25 protein-coding genes are annotated in these 18,032 nt (G+C 44.1%); all 25 read right to left on the bottom strand.

Annotated elements, in window-relative coordinates; all coding sequences use genetic code 11:
- Window positions 1-90: 90 nt before the first annotated feature.
- Complete coding sequence (locus tag ABCW47_RS03965) at window positions 91-528, bottom strand: Hsp20/alpha crystallin family protein (protein ID WP_343208561.1); 438 nt, start codon at window positions 526-528, stop codon at window positions 91-93.
- A gap of 495 nt (window positions 529-1,023) precedes the next feature.
- On the bottom strand, window positions 1,024-1,791 hold the full coding sequence (locus ABCW47_RS03960; protein WP_343208560.1) for an ABC transporter permease: 768 nt from the start codon (window positions 1,789-1,791) through the stop codon (window positions 1,024-1,026).
- Window positions 1,788-2,732: an ATP-binding cassette domain-containing protein gene (locus ABCW47_RS03955; protein WP_343208559.1), complete on the bottom strand. Its 945-nt coding sequence runs from the start codon at window positions 2,730-2,732 to the stop codon at window positions 1,788-1,790. The genes ABCW47_RS03960 and ABCW47_RS03955 overlap by 4 nt, the downstream gene beginning before the upstream one ends.
- A gap of 13 nt (window positions 2,733-2,745) precedes the next feature.
- Entirely contained in the window at window positions 2,746-3,330 is a 585-nt protein-coding gene (locus ABCW47_RS03950) for a TetR/AcrR family transcriptional regulator (protein ID WP_343208558.1), read from the bottom strand.
- A 313-nt stretch (window positions 3,331-3,643) separates the two neighbouring features.
- Window positions 3,644-3,919 (bottom strand): DUF2442 domain-containing protein, encoded by a 276-nt coding sequence (locus ABCW47_RS03945; protein WP_343208557.1) that lies wholly within the window; start codon window positions 3,917-3,919, stop codon window positions 3,644-3,646.
- A gap of 11 nt (window positions 3,920-3,930) precedes the next feature.
- A complete protein-coding gene (locus tag ABCW47_RS03940) occupies window positions 3,931-4,191 on the bottom strand; it encodes a DUF4160 domain-containing protein (protein ID WP_343208556.1) in 261 nt (86 codons plus the stop codon).
- Between the two features lie 270 nt (window positions 4,192-4,461).
- The gene (rpsI, locus tag ABCW47_RS03935; RefSeq protein ID WP_343208555.1) at window positions 4,462-4,854 is read right to left on the bottom strand and encodes a 30S ribosomal protein S9; all 393 of its coding nucleotides are present in this window, start codon (window positions 4,852-4,854) and stop codon (window positions 4,462-4,464) included.
- A 24-nt stretch (window positions 4,855-4,878) separates the two neighbouring features.
- Entirely contained in the window at window positions 4,879-5,319 is a 441-nt protein-coding gene (gene rplM / locus ABCW47_RS03930; RefSeq protein WP_343208554.1) for a 50S ribosomal protein L13, read from the bottom strand.
- 266 nt (window positions 5,320-5,585) lie between these two features.
- Entirely contained in the window at window positions 5,586-6,425 is an 840-nt protein-coding gene (truA, locus tag ABCW47_RS03925; RefSeq protein ID WP_343208553.1) for a tRNA pseudouridine(38-40) synthase TruA, read from the bottom strand.
- 307 nt (window positions 6,426-6,732) lie between these two features.
- Window positions 6,733-7,539, bottom strand: a complete 807-nt coding sequence (locus tag ABCW47_RS03920) for an energy-coupling factor transporter transmembrane component T family protein (RefSeq protein WP_343208552.1) — start codon at window positions 7,537-7,539, stop codon at window positions 6,733-6,735.
- Window positions 7,536-8,405: an energy-coupling factor transporter ATPase gene (locus tag ABCW47_RS03915; RefSeq protein WP_343208551.1), complete on the bottom strand. Its 870-nt coding sequence runs from the start codon at window positions 8,403-8,405 to the stop codon at window positions 7,536-7,538. The genes ABCW47_RS03920 and ABCW47_RS03915 overlap by 4 nt, the downstream gene beginning before the upstream one ends.
- Window positions 8,406-8,415: 10 nt before the next feature.
- Window positions 8,416-9,279 (bottom strand): energy-coupling factor transporter ATPase, encoded by an 864-nt coding sequence (locus ABCW47_RS03910; protein WP_343208550.1) that lies wholly within the window; start codon window positions 9,277-9,279, stop codon window positions 8,416-8,418.
- A gap of 279 nt (window positions 9,280-9,558) precedes the next feature.
- Window positions 9,559-9,918, bottom strand: coding sequence for a YccF domain-containing protein (locus ABCW47_RS03905; RefSeq protein WP_343208549.1), 360 nt, complete (start codon window positions 9,916-9,918; stop codon window positions 9,559-9,561).
- 222 nt (window positions 9,919-10,140) lie between these two features.
- The gene (locus ABCW47_RS03900) at window positions 10,141-10,677 is read right to left on the bottom strand and encodes a bL17 family ribosomal protein (protein ID WP_343208548.1); all 537 of its coding nucleotides are present in this window, start codon (window positions 10,675-10,677) and stop codon (window positions 10,141-10,143) included.
- Between the two features lie 19 nt (window positions 10,678-10,696).
- Window positions 10,697-11,656: a DNA-directed RNA polymerase subunit alpha gene (locus ABCW47_RS03895; RefSeq protein WP_343208547.1), complete on the bottom strand. Its 960-nt coding sequence runs from the start codon at window positions 11,654-11,656 to the stop codon at window positions 10,697-10,699.
- A 63-nt stretch (window positions 11,657-11,719) separates the two neighbouring features.
- Window positions 11,720-12,316: a 30S ribosomal protein S4 gene (gene rpsD / locus ABCW47_RS03890; protein WP_343208546.1), complete on the bottom strand. Its 597-nt coding sequence runs from the start codon at window positions 12,314-12,316 to the stop codon at window positions 11,720-11,722.
- A 14-nt stretch (window positions 12,317-12,330) separates the two neighbouring features.
- Complete coding sequence (rpsK, locus tag ABCW47_RS03885; RefSeq protein WP_343208545.1) at window positions 12,331-12,726, bottom strand: 30S ribosomal protein S11; 396 nt, start codon at window positions 12,724-12,726, stop codon at window positions 12,331-12,333.
- 14 nt (window positions 12,727-12,740) lie between these two features.
- The gene (rpsM, locus tag ABCW47_RS03880; RefSeq protein WP_343208544.1) at window positions 12,741-13,109 is read right to left on the bottom strand and encodes a 30S ribosomal protein S13; all 369 of its coding nucleotides are present in this window, start codon (window positions 13,107-13,109) and stop codon (window positions 12,741-12,743) included.
- Between the two features lie 453 nt (window positions 13,110-13,562).
- On the bottom strand, window positions 13,563-13,676 hold the full coding sequence (gene rpmJ, locus ABCW47_RS03875; RefSeq protein WP_073278632.1) for a 50S ribosomal protein L36: 114 nt from the start codon (window positions 13,674-13,676) through the stop codon (window positions 13,563-13,565).
- A gap of 364 nt (window positions 13,677-14,040) precedes the next feature.
- Window positions 14,041-14,259 (bottom strand): translation initiation factor IF-1, encoded by a 219-nt coding sequence (gene infA / locus ABCW47_RS03870; RefSeq protein WP_343208543.1) that lies wholly within the window; start codon window positions 14,257-14,259, stop codon window positions 14,041-14,043.
- A gap of 16 nt (window positions 14,260-14,275) precedes the next feature.
- On the bottom strand, window positions 14,276-15,031 hold the full coding sequence (map, locus tag ABCW47_RS03865; protein ID WP_343208542.1) for a type I methionyl aminopeptidase: 756 nt from the start codon (window positions 15,029-15,031) through the stop codon (window positions 14,276-14,278).
- Window positions 15,032-15,141: 110 nt separating this feature from the next.
- Window positions 15,142-15,786: an adenylate kinase gene (locus ABCW47_RS03860; protein WP_343208541.1), complete on the bottom strand. Its 645-nt coding sequence runs from the start codon at window positions 15,784-15,786 to the stop codon at window positions 15,142-15,144.
- A gap of 256 nt (window positions 15,787-16,042) precedes the next feature.
- Window positions 16,043-17,380, bottom strand: coding sequence for a preprotein translocase subunit SecY (secY, locus tag ABCW47_RS03855; RefSeq protein WP_343208540.1), 1,338 nt, complete (start codon window positions 17,378-17,380; stop codon window positions 16,043-16,045).
- Window positions 17,380-17,820 (bottom strand): 50S ribosomal protein L15, encoded by a 441-nt coding sequence (gene rplO / locus ABCW47_RS03850; RefSeq protein ID WP_343208539.1) that lies wholly within the window; start codon window positions 17,818-17,820, stop codon window positions 17,380-17,382. Before rplO ends, secY begins: the two co-directional genes overlap by 1 nt.
- A 29-nt stretch (window positions 17,821-17,849) precedes the next feature.
- Entirely contained in the window at window positions 17,850-18,032 is a 183-nt protein-coding gene (rpmD, locus tag ABCW47_RS03845; RefSeq protein WP_343208538.1) for a 50S ribosomal protein L30, read from the bottom strand.

Raw genomic sequence — 18,032 nt, 5'->3', positions numbered from 1 at the left:
CGCTATCACCCCCAGACCCTTTTACTCCTGTCCGGAAACAGAAAAATAAAAGTGCAAAATTCTCCCCGGAATTCCTCCGGGGAGATGTCCTTAACCTTCAATTGTTACATAACGTTTCTCTTCTACCTTTTTCGGAACCTCCTTCGGTATATCAAGCATCAGAATGCCATTTTCAAATTTGGCGTGAATATCGCTTTCCGTAACTCCCTCGCCTACGTAAAAGCTTCTGCTCATATTACCGGAATAGCGCTCCTGTCTGATGTATTTCCCCCTCTTATCCTTCTCGTCCTTCTCAAGTGACTTCTCGGCACTGATGGTCAGATACCCATCTTTCAGCTCTGCCCTGACCTCATCTTTCTTAAAGCCCGGCAGATCAATGGCAACCTCATAGCCGTCTTCTGATTCTTTGATATCTGTTTTCATGATATTCTGTGCCCGTTTGCCATATAAAACCTTGTCAATATCCGGAAAGCTGAGATCAAACGCATCATCCCATAAATTACTATTAAAAATACTTGGCAGCATCATAAAGCATCTCTCCTTTTTATAAGTGTTCTGGAATCCTCCAGCGTGAAATAGTTATTTGGGGAACTCAGGAATCTTTATTTTTCCTTTTCCTTTGTTCTATATGTACTATAACACCTATATTTAGCACTGTCAAGGGGTGAGTGCTAATTTTTTTAAATTTTTTTATTACACTTATATCATAAGAAAAGCAGTCGACACTTGGCTGCTTTCATACATTATTATAAATATCGAAGCTGATAAGACCTATGTCTCATGAATCGAACTCCTTGCAGTACGGAAAACAGTTTCATGGTTAAGTCTTTCCTCCGACAGCGCCGCCAGCTTGTCAGCTTCGTCAATCTTAATTTCTAAATCGCATGTCAAATTTGTATCATATGAAACCATTCCTTTCGTTATCATTATTTTATCTTAATTCCATCGCATTGTCATTTTAGCAGCAATGATAACGGAAAATTCGGCTTGTAAAAAACTTATGAAAACAATTTTGCCATATCCTCACCTTGCTCTTTTATGATAAGCCCGGACCGCAAAGAAATGAAACACGATCAGCAGTCCAACACACCACGCAACTGCTATCAATATGTTATTTCCGGTATCGCTGCCAAGGAGCAGTCCCCTCAGGCTTTCCGCCAGCGGTGTAAACGGCTGATATTTAGCAATTGTCCCCAACACGGCGGGCATTGTCTCTACCGGGACAAAACAGGAGCTTGTATATGGCAGGAGCATACCCATATAAGTAAAGGCTCCTACGGCCTCCAGGCTGGGGCAGACAAGACCCCACAAAATAGATGCCCAGGTATACATGAGAGAAAATAGAAACAAAATAACAAATACAAGCAGTCCGTTTGTGAGGGACAGGTCTGGCCGAAAGCCGATCAGCAGAGCCACTGCCAGAATAATACCGGCAGTTATAGCAGTCCGGACCAGCGTTGCCGCCATATGTCCGTTTAATACAGCGGATTTTCCGATATCCATCGTGCGGAAGCGGTCAATAATTCCATTGCTCATATCCTCTTTTACAGAAATTGCAGTCATTGAAGCACTGCTTGCAACCGCCATCAGTAAAATGCCCGGCAGAACATATTCCAGATAGGTATATCCGCCAACCTGCATGGCGCCTCCGATTACATATACCAGCAATAAGAGCTGAGCCAGCGGAAGAACAGCCGTCATAATTAATATTTCCACGTGCCTGACCGTATGCCTCATACTTCTAAGCACCATGGTGTATGTATCACTCAGACTTGATATTACCTTATTCATGAACGAATTCCCTCCTTATTATCCACCAGGTATAAGAATACATCTTCTAAAGAGGCCTTCTTCTGGCTGAAGGAAGCCGGCTCGATTCCTGATTTGTGCATGGCGATGAACAGGTCAGAAACTTGTTTCATACCTTCGTGCACCGCAATGGTAATACTCAAGTTTTCCTCATCTGCGCCGGTAATATCATGATTAAATAATTCCTGGCTGCGCCGCATCAGCTGCAGATTTGAAAACTGAAACGTTATATATTCTCTGGAAGATAACTTCTTGATCTCTTCCACCGTACCTTCCGCAATGATTGTTCCATCATGTAAAATTGCAACATGATCTGCCAGCTGTTCGGCCTCCTCCAGATACTGGGTTGTTAGAAATATGGTCGTCCCCATTTTCTTTAATTCCTGGATCATTGACCACATGGCATTTCTGCTCTGCGGGTCCAGGCCTGTGGTCGGTTCATCCAGAAAGAGGACGGACGGATTTCCCGCCAGGCTCATTGCAATATCCAGACGCCGCCTCATTCCTCCGGAGTAGACGGATACTCTCTTATCAGCTGCTTCCACAAGATTAAAATCATGAAGCAGTTCTGCCGCACGCCCCTTAAAGTCTTTTATATGGCACAGCCTTGCCGCCATTTCCAGATTCTCTCGGCCGGTTAAAATCTCATCCACGGCAGAAAACTGCCCGGTTAGGCTGATGCACTGGCGTACCCGGTCGCTCTGACGGCTTACATCCCATCCATTCACCGCTGCACTGCCCTCATCCATCTTTAATAAGGTTGACAATATTTTGACTGTAGTTGTTTTTCCTGCTCCATTAGAGCCAAGCAGACAGAACACCGTACCTTTATCTATCCTGAATGTTACACCTCTTAACACTTCTTTTTCCTTGAATTTCTTTTTCAGGTTTTGTACCTGTATTGCAGTTTGACTATTGTGCATAAATCCTCCTGTATCAGTGTTCCGCATGATTTTTCAGTATATCTACGATCCATTCAGCGTCCGGATATGGCAGATTTTTATGTCGTGCCGCCCCCATTGCCACGGCCTGCAGCGTATCACTAAAAAGGTATAGCAGCGCTTGCGGATCGCCCTGTTTAATCTGTCCCATCTCCTGCCCTTTTTTCACAATATTTATGATCCGTTCAACCTGAACCTCCTGAGCAGTCACTTTTTTCCGGATGTGTTCAGGGATGTCCTCATACAGCTTTATCTGTGCGATCAGAACAAAGAACTTGGAACCAACGTCGTTGTCCTTCAAGCACCTCAGCACGGCCTTAGCAATATCTGCGAAATATTGGATCGGGTCCTTACAATTCTGTTCAAGCCACGAAATGTTTTCTTTCATGGCGAAATCAACCAATGCCTCTAATAAAACCTCCTTCGATTTGAAATAGTGGAATAACAGCCCTTCACTAATCCCCAGAGCTTTGGATATTTCACTGGTCTTGGTTGCCGCATATCCCTTTTTGGTAAATAGGTCAAGCGCCGCCAATAAGATCTCTTCCTCTCTTCTGGCCTTTTGTTCCTCTCTCTTCATGTTACCTCCATGTCGGCTCGATAAAACCCGGTTCAATCTCAACTGCGATCGAATAATCAGCACACCAATATGATTCTCGCTTTATTGAGTGTTTACTCATTGAGTTATTACTCAACCAATTTAACATATATTATTAACAGTGTCAAGATCAATAGAATCACAAAGGAAAAAGCAGACAAAACAAAAAGAACTCCTCGAGTAAACTCGGGAGTTCTTTCCATATACTGTCCTTTATTTTACGTTGCTTCCATTCCCTGCTTTCGTCATCTGCGAACACAAAACACTCATTCACTCATATCTCCATCACATAGCATTATGCAATATACTCCTGTACAAATGGAAGCGCATAAAGCGTATCCGGGTCAATATCCAAACACATCGAATTATCTCTTTTTCCACTGATATCCCACGCTAGAGTGTCATTCATCACAGTACAGGTATCCATGAAAACATCAATATCTCTCAGTACTTGAAACACCTCTTTTTCAATCATATCAGACATATCATAACATACAATTTTACCATCTTCAAAATATACATATACAGTATAATTTTTCATCGGTATAACTTGCACAACCTTTGGGAACAAATTATCACCTCCTAAATTAAAGGATTAATTCTATTCATCGGTTTTCCATCTTTCGATAATTCCCAATTCTGCATCAATTCATCCTGATGTAAAACACACCATGCTAAAATTAACTTTAATTGCCTTGACGGCAGAGCGCCTCTTATTACTCTTACTCCATCTATTTCAACTATTGCTTTATTTCCATTATACTCTGCATGAAAGTGCGGTGGATTATGATCATCATAGTACATTGTTACCCTGATTCCATAAAATAATGATATTTCTGGCATTATTCATTCCCCCTTGTTTCAATCTTATATATACGGCCTAGCGTATATATAGTATACCACAATTATAATTGTAAAAAAACCCACAACCATTATATCTGGGGGATTTATCCTGTGTATCATAGTTACTACGAATACAAGACTTAATCTCAACTTCGCTCTGCTTGTTTCGATCATGTCTTGCATTCTTATGAACCAATCCACATAACAAAAGCCCCTGGAATGGAAACATTCCGGGGCTTTGTATATGTGTCTTGATTCGCAAGCAACTGCTTATCTCTTTGAAAACTGCGGTGCACGACGGGCTGCCTTGAGTCCGTATTTCTTTCTTTCTTTCATTCTTGGATCTCTGGTTAAGAAACCTGCTTTTTTCAATACCGGACGGTAATCTGCATCTGCCTGAAGCAGTGCTCTGGAGATTCCGTGACGGATCGCACCAGCCTGGCCGGTGAATCCACCGCCATGTACATTAACCAGTACGTCAAATTTATCAGCTGTCTCAGTCGCTACCAACGGCTGACGAACGATTGTCTTCAATGTCTCCAGACCGAAGTAGTGATCGATATCTCTTTTATTAATTGTAACAACACCAGTTCCAGGTACTAAATATACTCTGGCAATACTGCTTTTTCTTCTACCTGTTCCGTAATATTTTGCTTTAGCCAATGTTATTTCCTCCTTTTCCTACCCTTAGTATCTTTCTTTAATCTCTAATACTTCCGGTTTCTGAGCTGCATGGTTGTGTTCCGGACCTGCATAAACATGTAACTTTTTCAGCATGCTTCTTCCTAACGGCCCTTTGGGAAGCATTCCCTTCACAGCAAGAGTAATTACATTGGTCGGTTTCTTTGCCATCATCTCTTTTAATGTGGTCTCTTTCATACCGCCCACATACTCGGAGTGATGATAGTAAATCTTCTGATCTAATTTCTTACCGGTTACTTTGATCTTATCAGCGTTGACTACAATTACGTAATCCCCGGTGTCAATATGAGGTGTAAAAGTAGGTTTGTTTTTACCTCTCAATACGCTTGCAATTTCAGATGCAAGGCGTCCTAATGTATGTCCTGTAGCATCTACTACATACCATTTCTGTTCGATTGTAGATGGACTAGCCATATAAGTTTTCATTGGTTTACCTCCTTGGGAAACAGACGAACCCCACGGTCTGCCTGTCACAACATTACCATATTTTTATCTGACAACATACATAAATATACTTGTCATCGCGCAGATCCTGTTGATCCGCACTAAGCATATCAAAACACCTCTCCGGGGCAGGAAAGTACTTTCGATATAATAAACCGTATGGCCGGTTGGAGAAAACCCGCTTCCACGGTTCTGTACATAATTTTTGGCATACCTATGGTATGTCACAGTTAAAAATTATATAACAATCAGCAGTCAGTGTCAACCAGTTTTTCCTTTATTTTCATGGAAAATTCGCTTTTCAGCTCCGGATATCGGATACCCGCCAAAGTAAGTCCGCAGGCTGGCGCTGTAACTCCTGCCGCGGACCGGTCCTTCGCCGCTAAAATTCCCATCATGTCCTCCGGCTTCCGCCTTCCGCCGCCCACTTCCAGCAGCGTTCCCGTCAAAATGCGGACCATATTATATAGAAATCCGCTTCCCTTAATCCTGAGACGGATAAATTGTCCTTCCTGCACCACCTGAAACGAATGGATCGTCCGGACAAACTCATTTACCTGAGTTTTTACCGAACAGAAGCTCTCAAAGTCATGCTCTCCAACAAAATAATCCGCAGCTTTCTGCATGGCGTCCAGATCCAAAGACCGGTAGTAAAAATAAGAGTAAAAACGATACTGAGGCATCGGCACTGTGCCATTGTAAATCGAATATTCGTATGTCTTTTCGCTGACGCAGTGCCTGGGATGAAAATCTGCCGGTACCTCTCCGGAAGCCTGAATCCGGATATCCTCCGGCAGTCTCTGATTCAGGGCGTACATCATCTTGTCCCCCGGAATCCTGGAAACAGTATCAAACACCGCTACATTTCCCATAGCATGCACACCGGCATCGGTTCTGCTGGCTCCGATCACGGCAATCCTTTCACCAAGCAGCTCCGATAAAGTCCGGTTCAGCACCTCTTCAATTGTAATTCCCGTAGGCTGAATCTGCCAGCCGTGATAATTCGTCCCGTCATATGCCACCGTCAGCATAATCCGCTTTTTATCATTCATACTTTTATCATAAACGCTTTCTGTGATATTCTTCATAACAAACCACGTTCTTCATTATTTTTCTCTTCACTGGGCCCTCAGCCCATTTTCACGCCCGCATAAATGTGGAACACGAAGTGGGATTTTCACGGTTTCGAAGGAACGTTTCCACATTCCTCCTTATTCGCTCTTCATGATTCATTTTCTCTATCTTTCCACGTTTTTCCCTCTTCACTCTTCATGATTCATTTTCTCTATCTTTCCACGTTTTTCCCTCTTCACTCTTCATGATTCATTTTCTCTATCTTTCCACGTTCTTCCCTCTTCACTCTTCATTATTCATTACTCTGCTCTTCCTTCTTCCTTACAAATATATCCCTCTTCCCACCGCAATGACTGCAATCATATACAACACCAGCACAGCCAGAGTGATATAGTCCCTTTTCTCGTAGTGAAGTGGCTTCATCTTTGTTCTGCCCTCCCCGCCGTGATAGCAGCGGGCCTCCATCGCCATTGCCAGCTCGTCGGCCCTTCGGAACGCAGAGATAAACAGCGGAACCAGAATAGGAACCAGGCTCTTTGCCTTCGCGATCAGCCCTCCGGACTCAAAATCCGCCCCTCTGGCCTGCTGTGCTTTCATAATCTTATCTGTTTCCTCCAGAAGAATCGGAATAAAACGCAGGGCGATAGACATCATCATAGCAATCTCATGGGCGGGCACTCCTATTTTTGACAGAGGTCTTAATACCCTCTCAAGGCCGTCAGTCAGCTGATTCGGCGTTGTAGTAAACGTCATCAGAGATGATCCCACAATCAAAAATGTCAGCCGGATGGCCATAAAACAGGCGTTGCGGATACCCTCTTTTGTAATCTTTATAATCCACCACTGAAATACCGGCGTACCAGGAGTAAAAAACAGGTTAAAAAATGCCATAAAAATCAGCAGAAGCAATACCACCTTCAGTCCCCGGAAAATAAATCCAAATGGTACCCTGGAGATTTTAATAACTGAAAACAAAAAAACCGCCGCCACAATATAGCCGGAAAAACTTTTAAACAGGAAAAGAGAAATAATAAATACAAATGTTCCCAGCAGCTTCATTCTGGGATCGAGCCGGTGAATCACTGAATCGGCCGGATAGTATTGTCCTATCGTAATATCTCTGATCATTGTCTCTTAAGCCTCCCCAAGCTGCCAAACTGGCGCAGTATTTCCGTCTTTGCCTCCTGCACCGTGATTGCATTAACGGACACATCCAAGCCCTTATTTTTCAGTTCATGCATGACATAAGTCACCTGCGGCGCCGAAAGCCCGATCTGTTCCAGTTCCCTGTAATGGGAAAATACAGCGCGGGGAGAATCATCATAGGCTACTTCTCCGTGGTTCATCACAATGATACGTTCCACATATTCCGCCACATCTTCCATACAGTGAGAGACCAGGATAACTGTTATCTTCGTCTTTTGGTGAAGTCTTGCCACCTGATCTAGAATTAATCTTTTTCCCTTCGGATCAAGGCCCGCGGTTGGCTCATCCAGAATCAGCACTTCCGGATGCATGGCCAAAACTCCGGCTATGGCCGCCCTCCGCTTCTGTCCTCCCGATAATTCAAAGGGAGACTGCTCATAGTACTTCTCATCCAGCTCCACCAGTTCCAGTGCCTCTCTAGCCCGGCGTTCCACCTCATCACTGTCCAGGCCCTGGTTTTTCGGCCCAAACTCCACATCCTTTATAACAGACGTCTCAAAAAGCTGGTGTTCCGGATACTGGAACACCAGACCAACTTTGCTTCTCAGAGCTTTCATGGAGAAACCTTCTTGATAAATATCTTCCCCATTATATAAAATTTTGCCGGAGGTCGCCTTCATCAACCCATTTAAATGCTGAATCAGTGTCGATTTCCCCGAACCCGTATGTCCGATCAGGCCAATAAACTGTCCGTCCGGGATATCCAGACTGACATCGTTCAGGGCGTGCTGTTCATAACCCGTACCCTCTGAATAAATATAGGAAACCTGTTTCAGGCTGATTGCCATCGTCTATCACTCATTTCTCTGCCGCCAGCTTCATCAGCTCGGCAGTAAATTCATCTATTGTCAATATACCGTCCGGAAGAGGGATGCCTTCCTTTTTCAGCTCATAAGCCAGCTCCGTCACCTGAGGCACATCCAGACCGTACTCCTTTAACTCCTTCACCCTGGAAAATATCTCCCGGGGAGCTCCTTCCATCACCACATGTCCCTGATCCATCACAAACACCTTGTCTGCAAAAACCACCTCGTCCATATAGTGAGTAATCAGAACTATCGTAATATTTTCTTTCTCATTCAGCTCCCGCACAGTGCGGATCACATCTTTCCTGCCAATAGGGTCCAGCATAGCCGTAGGCTCGTCCAGTACAATACAGTCAGGGCGCATAGCCATGACTCCTGCAATCGCCACCCGCTGTTTCTGCCCTCCGGAAAGCTTATTAGGAGAATGATTCCGGTATTCCATCATGCCCACCGCAGACAAGCTCTCTTCCACTCTCTTCCAGATCTCATCGGTAGGAACACCGATATTCTCAGGGCCAAATCCCACATCCTCCTCCACAATGGATGCGATGATCTGGTTGTCCGGATTCTGGAAAACCATCCCCGCGCTCTGCCTTACATCTAACAGATGCTTCTCGTCCTTCGTATCATAGCCATTGACCCACAGGACTCCATCCGAAGGGTACAATAGCCCATTGATATGCTTTGCAAGGGTCGACTTGCCAGAGCCATTGTGGCCGAGAATGGCAATAAAATCTCCCCTTTCAATTTCCATATTGATATCATAGACAGCCTGAAAATATTCTTCTTCCTCACTGTCGTCTTTTTGCCTTGTATATTGATAAGCCAGATTTTTGGCTTTGATAATTTTGCCCATTCTTGACTCCATTCTAAAGTATCACAAACCCCATCCAAACACGGGCAGGCCGAATTTTATCTTCAAAAACGCTTCCTGCGTATCGTACCACAGATACGCAAATACAGTCAAGTTCCTGCACAACCAGAAGAGGCAGCAACTTTATTTTTATCCCTAAAAGGAAATGCGGACTCCAAAGAGTCCGCAGGCCACGATAGGAAAAGATTTTTATGGAACCGAACGCATTTTAATCCCCTAATTTGTTTTTAGAATTTTCTATATTTTCGCTGTAAGCTTAGCTCACCGTACGGTCGCTCCAAAGGGCATCAGGGACAATTGCGCCATTTTAAAGCACTGCAGGCCAAAGGGTATCCCAATCACCGTACAGCAGAGCAGCAGGCCATTAAGGGCCGCAGACAGGGCCAGCGGTACCCCGCTGAATATCAGCCACAATATGTTTGCGATCAATGAGACGGCGCCGCCTCCGTATTCAATCTCTTTGCCAAACGGAAAGAATGCCAGGCCAGCCAATTTAAAGCACTGGCGTCCAATCGGAATACCGATAATTGTAATACTCCACAAAACTCCGGCCAGCGTCCATCCCATTCCCTGCCAGAATCCTCCAAAGAGAAACCACAGTACATTTCCAAGACATCCCATCTTCTATTTCCTCCCGTCAATCAGTAACTTATTTACTTTGACATTATATCATAACTTCAAAACGTTATGATCCCCTCGCGGGGCGTTGTACACTCCGCGCATAGGTGCAGCCCTATCGGGCTGTGCGCTCCGGCACGATATAATATCTAACGATATTATATCATATTTTTTCCCAAAAAAACAAAAAGAGAGTCCCTCTCAGGACTCCCTTCACAGTTCATCTTATACTAATTCAATTAAAACTTCCATTGCAGCATCGCCTTTACGCTGGCCGATCTTGATGATTCTTGTATAACCACCATTGCGGTTTGCATATTTCGGAGCGATTTCATTTAACAGCTTATCCGCAACATCAACTTTTTCTGTATTTTTCTTTTTGCCTGCAGCAGCGGTCGGAACCTTTGTTACAGGATACAGAACTTTCAGCATCTGTCTTCTGGCATGCAGACGGGAAGGCATATCCTTCTTAATTTCTTTCTGCACTTCATCATAAACAGTTACTTTCTTGCCATCTACAACTTCTTTTACTCTCTTGCCGTCTTTGTCTTTTCTGGCAACCTTAGCTGTAACGGTAACGGTCTCAAAGTTGTCTTTTTCTCTAACCGCCATAGCGATCATTTTCTCTGCAATCTTGCGGATTTCTTTTGCTTTTGCTTCCGTGGTAACAATCTTACCATGGTATAATAAATTAGTCACTTGGTTTCTGAGCAGAGCTTTTCTCTGACTCGATGTTCTGCCAAGTTTTCTATATCCAGCCATCTTCGTACCTCCATAGGAATTATTCGTCACTTAAATTCAAGGATAACCCAAGTTCTTTCAATTTGCCCAGCACTTCTTCCAGAGACTTGCGGCCCAGATTTCTGACCTTCATCATATCCTCAGAAGTTCTGCTGCACAGCTCTTCTACTGTGTTGATACCGGCTCTCTTCAGACAGTTATAGGAACGTACGGAAAGCTCTAATTCGTCGATATTCATCTCCAGCACTTTTTCTTTCTCATTGTCCTCTTTCTCCACCATAACCTCAGCGGTCTTGGCATTTTCAGAAAGATCAATAAAGGAATTCAAGTGCTCGCTCAGAACCTTTGCCGCAAGGCTTACCGCCTCGTCCGGAGCCAAAGTACCATTGGTATACACATCCAATGTCAGCTTATCATAATCAGTAATCTGACCTACACGGGTATTCTCAACCGTCAGGTTGACACGCTCAACCGGTGTAAAGATAGAGTCAATCGGAATAACACCAATCGGCAGATCATCATTCTTGTTCTTGTCGGAACTGATATAACCTCTGCCCTTCACAATAGTCATTTCAATAAATAACCGGCAATCAGGACCACCGCTTAAAGTAGCGATAACCTGATCCGGATTTAGAATCTCGATATCTGGATCAACGTGAATATCTCCTGCAGTGACAACACATTCTCCGTCGGCCTCAATGTATGCGGTCTTTGGTTCATTGGTTTCGCTTGTATTTTTGATTGCCAGGCTCTTGATGTTCATAATGATTTCAGTCACGTCTTCCTTTACGCCCGGAATTGAACTGAATTCATGGACAACACCATCGATTTTCACCTGACTGACCGCTGCACCTGGAAGAGAAGAAAGCATAATTCTTCTCAGTGAATTGCCCAGGGTAGTACCATATCCTCTTTCAAGGGGCTCTACTACAAATCGACCAAATCTTTTATCTTCGGAAATCTCTGCAATTTCAATTTTTGGTTTTTCAAAATCAAACACGTAAGACCCTCCTTTTTAGGTTATCGTGATTGTGGAGCTATTCCAGTTTCATCCATTTACGGATTATTTGGAATACAACTCGACGATAAGCGTCTCATTTACCGGAACATCAATCTGCTCTCTGGTCGGGATTTCTTTCACGACACCGGTAAGATTCTCATGATCTGCTTCCAGCCATGCAGGAACTAATCTGCCGCCGGTTACTTCAAGGATGTCTTTATATCTCTGCGCTGATTTATATTTTTCACCGATTGCAATCACATCACCGACTTTTACAACGTAAGAAGGTACGTTTACTCTCTTGCCGTTTACGGTTATATGCTTATGATCAACGATCTGTCTGGCTTCTTTTCTGGTTCTTGCATAACCCATTCTATAGATAATATTGTCCAGACGGAGCTCCAGAAGAATCATCAGGTTCTCACCAACTGTACCATATTTCATCTTTGAAGCTTTTACAAAATTGTTTCTGAACGGTTTCTCTAATACGCCGTAAATAAATTTTGCTTTCTGTTTTTCTCTCAGCTGCATACCGTACTCACTTAACTTCTTTCCGGCTCTTGCAGAATTTCTATTTGACTTTTTATCAATTCCCAAAAATACAGGATCAAGCTGAAGGGATCTGCATCTCTTCAAAACAGGGCTCATGTCTCTTGCCATTGTAATATATCCTCCTATACTCTTCTACGTTTTGGTGGTCTGCATCCGTTGTGTGGAACCGGTGTAACATCTTTGATGCTGACAACTTCAATGCCGCATGCCTGAAGTGCACGGATTGCTGCTTCTCTTCCTGATCCCGGACCTTTTACCATAACGTCTACGGATTTCAAACCGTAAACCAATGCAGCTTTCGCTGCTGTCTCAGCTGCCATCTGCGCTGCATAAGGAGTGGACTTTCTGGAACCTCTGAAGCCCAGACCGCCTGCACTTGCCCAAGAAAGGGCATTTCCTTCCGCATCTGTCAATGTAACGATTGTATTATTAAAAGAAGACTGAATATGTGCCTGTCCACGATCGACATTTTTCTTAACACGTCTTTTTGTCGTCTTTTTTGCAATTTTCTTAGCCATTACAACAAACCCTCCTATTTCTTCTTATTCGCTACGGTACGTCTAGGACCTTTTCTTGTTCTAGCGTTTGTCTTAGTCTTCTGACCACGAACCGGAAGGCCTTTTCTATGACGAATGCCTCTGTAACAACCAATTTCCTGTAACCGTTTAATATTCAGGGCGATCTCTCTTCTTAAATCACCTTCAACAACCTGACTTGCGTCAATTACGTCACGAATTCTGGCTACTTCTTCGTCTGTTAAATCTCTGACACGAGTATCCGGATTTACTTTAGCTTCCGCTAAAATACGGTTTGAGCTTGCTCTGCCGATACCATATACATAAGTCAGACCAATCTCAATGCGTTTCTCTCTTGGTAAATCTACACCACTGATACGAGCCATGTGCGTATTACACCTCCATAGTTTAAATTGGTAAGTTTTCTTATTTCAATTACTGTGCAGCGCAGTTCCCTCTGTAGTGTCATATACACACGACCTCGTATGTTTATGTTGAAATGTACAGTTTTCCCCACTCACACAAAATCGCAGAAAAACCCCTTGGTTTTCTGCTTTAATCATTTTGCACTATCTCCACAACCCTTCCAGGTGTTTCATAGCGCCAGCCGCTTTAAACCGTGACGAATCAATCTCTCAATCCGCGAAGCCTGGCTGAATTTGACGGTGACAACCGGCTTCCAGAACAGTAACTGTTCCACGGTATCACAAAACTTGCCGGATTTTCCGGCCGTCTGTAACACAAAAAGCAAGTGCTAACCAGCGGGACGTCCCATAAGGACTGTCTGCTGTCAATATATTGTTAAACAACAGGAATATCCTCTTGTTTCCCGTTGTATATTAGCCTTGTCTTTGTTTGTGTCTCGGGTTCTCACAGATTACTCTGACACTTCCCTTTCTTTTAATGATCTTGCACTTTTCGCAGATCGGTTTTACGGAAGATCTTACTTTCACTATGATTCCCTCCTTTCACAAAAGTCCGTTTTATATTATAGCACCGTTACCAATATAAGGCAAGCTAAAATTTTATTAAACAGAGCCAGCGCAAATTTAAAATATCAGAGCTTAGAAGAATGCAAAAAAGCGAAGCGTATTTTGTATTCTGACAAGCTATGATTTTTAAATATATGGGGCGAAGCCCCTAAGCGAGCAAACCGACAGGTTTTGCGAGCTTGCGCTGCTACCTGATCATTCAAAGTTACTTCTAAAACGCTTGCGCTGCTACCTGATCATTCAAACCTGCTTTCAAGACGCTTGCGCTCTCCCTATATCAATAACCGCTTTGCTACCAGTGTTAAACCGCGGTCCGCGGTATTCCTTATTTATCTCTCCAGATTATTCTGCCCTTGGTCAGATCATACGGGGAGAGTTCCAGTGTTACCTTATCACCCGGAAGAATACGGATAAAATTCATTCTCAGCTTACCGCTGATATGTGCCAGTACAATATGTCCATTTTCCAGTTCCACCCGAAACATGGCATTCGGCAGCTTCTCCACTACAGTTCCTTCAATTTCAACTACATCAGTCTTCGACATACTTACGTTTTCCCTCCTACTTTCTCAACGACAATATTTCAGGTTCTCCATCTGTGATCAATATCGTATTCTCATAATGAGCCGATAGTGAGCCATCCTCCGTGGCAACTGTCCAGTCATCCTCCAGCCACCAGACATCCAGCCTGCCGGCATTGACCATAGGTTCAATCGCCAGAGTCATACCCGCCTTCAATTTCAGTCCTCTGCGGTTCTGCCCGAAATTGGGTATCTGCGGATCTTCGTGCAGGTTTGTTCCGATACCATGCCCTACCAGATCCCGCACCACGGAATATCCGTGGGCTTCTACATATTTCTGTATTGCCTCCGATATATCATAGAGATGATTATCTTCTCTGGCAAATTTGATTCCTTCAAAGAAGCTCTCTCTGGTCACATTGATCAGATCCTGCGACTCCGGTGATATCTCGCCTACTCCATACGTACGTGCCGCATCGGAATGATAGCCCTGATAAATCAGGCCGGCATCCAGGCTGACAATATCCCCCTCCATCAGTATTCTCTTTTTATCGGGAATGCCGTGGACCACTTCATCATTAACGGAAACACAGATAGACGCCGGATAGCCTTCATAATTTAAAAAGGAAGGGATACAGCCGAAGCTGCGTATCACCTCTTCGCCCTTCCGGTTAATATCCATTGTGGAAATACCCGGGCGAATAATCTTTTCCATTTCTTCATGAACGATGGCCAGCAAACGCCCGGCCTCCCGCATCAACTCTATTTCACGCTCCGATTTAATACTGACAGACATGATTTCCTCCTACTCAAACCAACAGTCAGGCAGAGATACGCCTGACCGCGGCAAAGCAAATACATCTGATTACCGTCCGGGCAGATCTTCCTGCGCCGAAACTATGGTCTTTAGTCACCTAATATAGCCGTGATAGCACTGAATACGTCATCCATATCCTTCGTGCCGTCAATTTCGGCCAGAATATTTTGTTTCTTATAATAGTCAATCAGGGGCTGGGTCTGAGCATGATATACCTCAAGACGCTTTTTCACCGTTTCCGGCTTGTCGTCATCACGCAGCACGGTCTCTCCGCCGCAGATATCGCAGACTCCCTCTTTATTCGTCGGATTATATTTAATATGGAAGGTCCCCCCGCAGGAAATACAAGTTCTGCGCCCTGACATACGATGAATAATTGATTCGTCCGGCACTTCCACATCCACTGCGTAATCCAGCTTGTCACCGCTCTTTGCCAATGCGGCGTCCAGCGCTTCCGCCTGAGGAATCGTCCTCGGGAAGCCGTCCAGCACAAAGCCGTTGGCACAGTCATCCTGTTTCAGACGGTCCATCACCAGGTCAACTACCAGTTCATCCGGAACCAGCGCCCCCTGGTCCATGTAGGTTTTTGCTTTCTTTCCTAATTCTGTACCATTTTTAATATTTGCACGAAAGATATCACCGGTGGAAATCTGCGGTATACTATATTTCTTCACGATCATTTTGGCCTGGGTGCCCTTGCCGGCACCAGGAGCTCCGAGCATAACTATCTTCATATCAATTTTCCTTTCTTTCAAATGAATTCTTTTATGCCTCAACATCAGGTCCTGCACCTGCCGCTATATCATGCGAATGGGAAAACCTCCCAGACCGAAGCCTCGCGGCGATTATCTCTATTGTACAAAACATAACGCAAACCTGTCAACAGGCCGCTGTCAATACCTGCGTCATTTTGTTCATAAATCCAGGAAAGCTGTAACGAATATTCTCGTTACAGCCAACCTATCACCCCAAACTCCTGCGTTTAAGCGCTTAGTTGTTCAGGAATCCTTTGTAATGACGCACAAGCATCTGTGACTCGATCTGCTTCATTGTCTCCAGAATAACACCTACAACAATGATCAGAGAAGTACCGCCGATGGAAACATCCGCCGCAAAGGCACCAGAGAAAATGAACGGAACCACAGCAATAATTGTAAGTCCGATCGCCCCGATAAAGATAATATAATTCAATACCTTTGTCAGGTAGTCCATCGTTGGCTTGCCGGGACGGATACCCGGAATAAAGCCGCCCTGTTTCTTCATCCGGTTGGAAATCTCCAGCGGATTGAAGGTGATGGAGGTATAGAAATATGCAAAGAAAACAATCAATGCAATATATACCAGACATCCCAGAGTATACTTGAACTCTCCGAAACTGGAGAAATTAAACCATGCGTTTGTGCTTAAGATCTTCAATATCTTCTGACCGAAAGAAGCGCCTGCACCGGAAGCCGGTGAAACACCCAGGAAAGAAGCGATTACAATCGGGAAGGAGAAAATAGAGCTTGCAAAGATAACCGGGATAACACCTGCGGTGTTGACTTTCAGCGGAATGTTGGAGCTCTGACCGCCTACAACCTTACGTCCCTGTACCTTCTTTGCATACTGAACCGGAATCCTTCTCTCTCCATCCTGCAGCACGATAACAAAGATAACCATGCCTACGATAACTGCGATAATAATAACCGCTGCGATGATCGCATTTGCCACATTGCTGGCACCTGAAATAAAGGTTGTATACAGGTGCGAAATGCTGGCAGGCATAGAAGAGACAATGTTAAACAACAGGATCATGGAAATACCATTTCCCTCACCCTTCTGTGTGATGTTTTCACCCAGCCACATCAGGAAAGCAGTACCGGCTGTCATAGCCACAATCAGAACAACAACATTGGAAAATGTAGCTCCGCCCTCCAGTAAGCCCTGGTTACCAAATCCGATTGCCAGAGCGGCACTCTCAAGTACTGCCAGAGCGATGGTTACAAAGCGGGTATAGTTCTGAATTTTCTTTCTGCCTTCTTCTCCCTCTTTCTGCATTTCTTCCAGCTTCGGAATAGCGATAGTAAGAAGCTGCAGAATAATGGAAGATGTGATATAAGGTGAAATATTCAGCGCAAAAATTGACATCTGAGTAAAGGAACCACCGGTTAACGCATCCAAAAAGCCCAGATTTACCTGACTTCCGAACCAGCCTGCCACATATGCCTTATTAATACCAGGCGCGGCAATCTGACACCCAAAACGGATAATGACCAGACAAACCAGTGTGTAAAGTAATCTCTTGCGGATTTCTTTCACTTTGAGGGCATTTTTTAATGTCTTAAACATTAGATCACCTCTGCTTTTCCACCAAGATTTTGGATTTTTTCAACGGCGCTTTTACTGTACGCGTTTACTTTGACATCCAATTTCTTGGTTAATTCTCCATTTCCAAGAATCTTTACACCGTCTTTCGGGTTATTGATGATTCCAATTTCTTTTAATGACTCAACAGTAACGACAGCGCCGTCCTCAAACCGGTTGAGTACGTCCACGTTAATGCTGATAATTTCTTTTGAATTTCTATTTGTGAAGCCCCTCTTCGGAATTCTTCTGTACAAAGGCATCTGACCGCCTTCGAAGCCTACTCTGGGAGCCCCGGAACGGGCTTTCTGACCCTTATGGCCCTTACCTGCGGTCTTGCCGTTACCTGATGCATGACCACGGCCTTTTCTGAAATTACCGCTCTGCTTGGAACCTTCTGCGGGTCTCAATTCTGATAAATTCATTTTATGTGCACCTCCTAACATTGCAAACTTTAGATTTCCTCAACTTTAACTAAATGCTTTACCTGAGCAACCATGCCTCTTGTACTAGCGTTGTCCGGAAGCTCTACGGTCTTGTTGAGTTTCTTAAGTCCTAACGCTTCTACAGTTTTTTTATGTTTCGGAATGGCGCCGATCGTAGATTTTACTAAAGTTACTTTCAACTTATCTGCCAC

Origin of the sequence: Anaerolentibacter hominis, assembly GCF_032380675.1 — a bacterium.
In the GTDB taxonomy this organism is placed as follows: Bacteria; Bacillota; Clostridia; order Lachnospirales; family Lachnospiraceae; genus Anaerolentibacter; species Anaerolentibacter hominis.
This window is presented reverse-complemented; position numbering and strand designations above follow the sequence as displayed.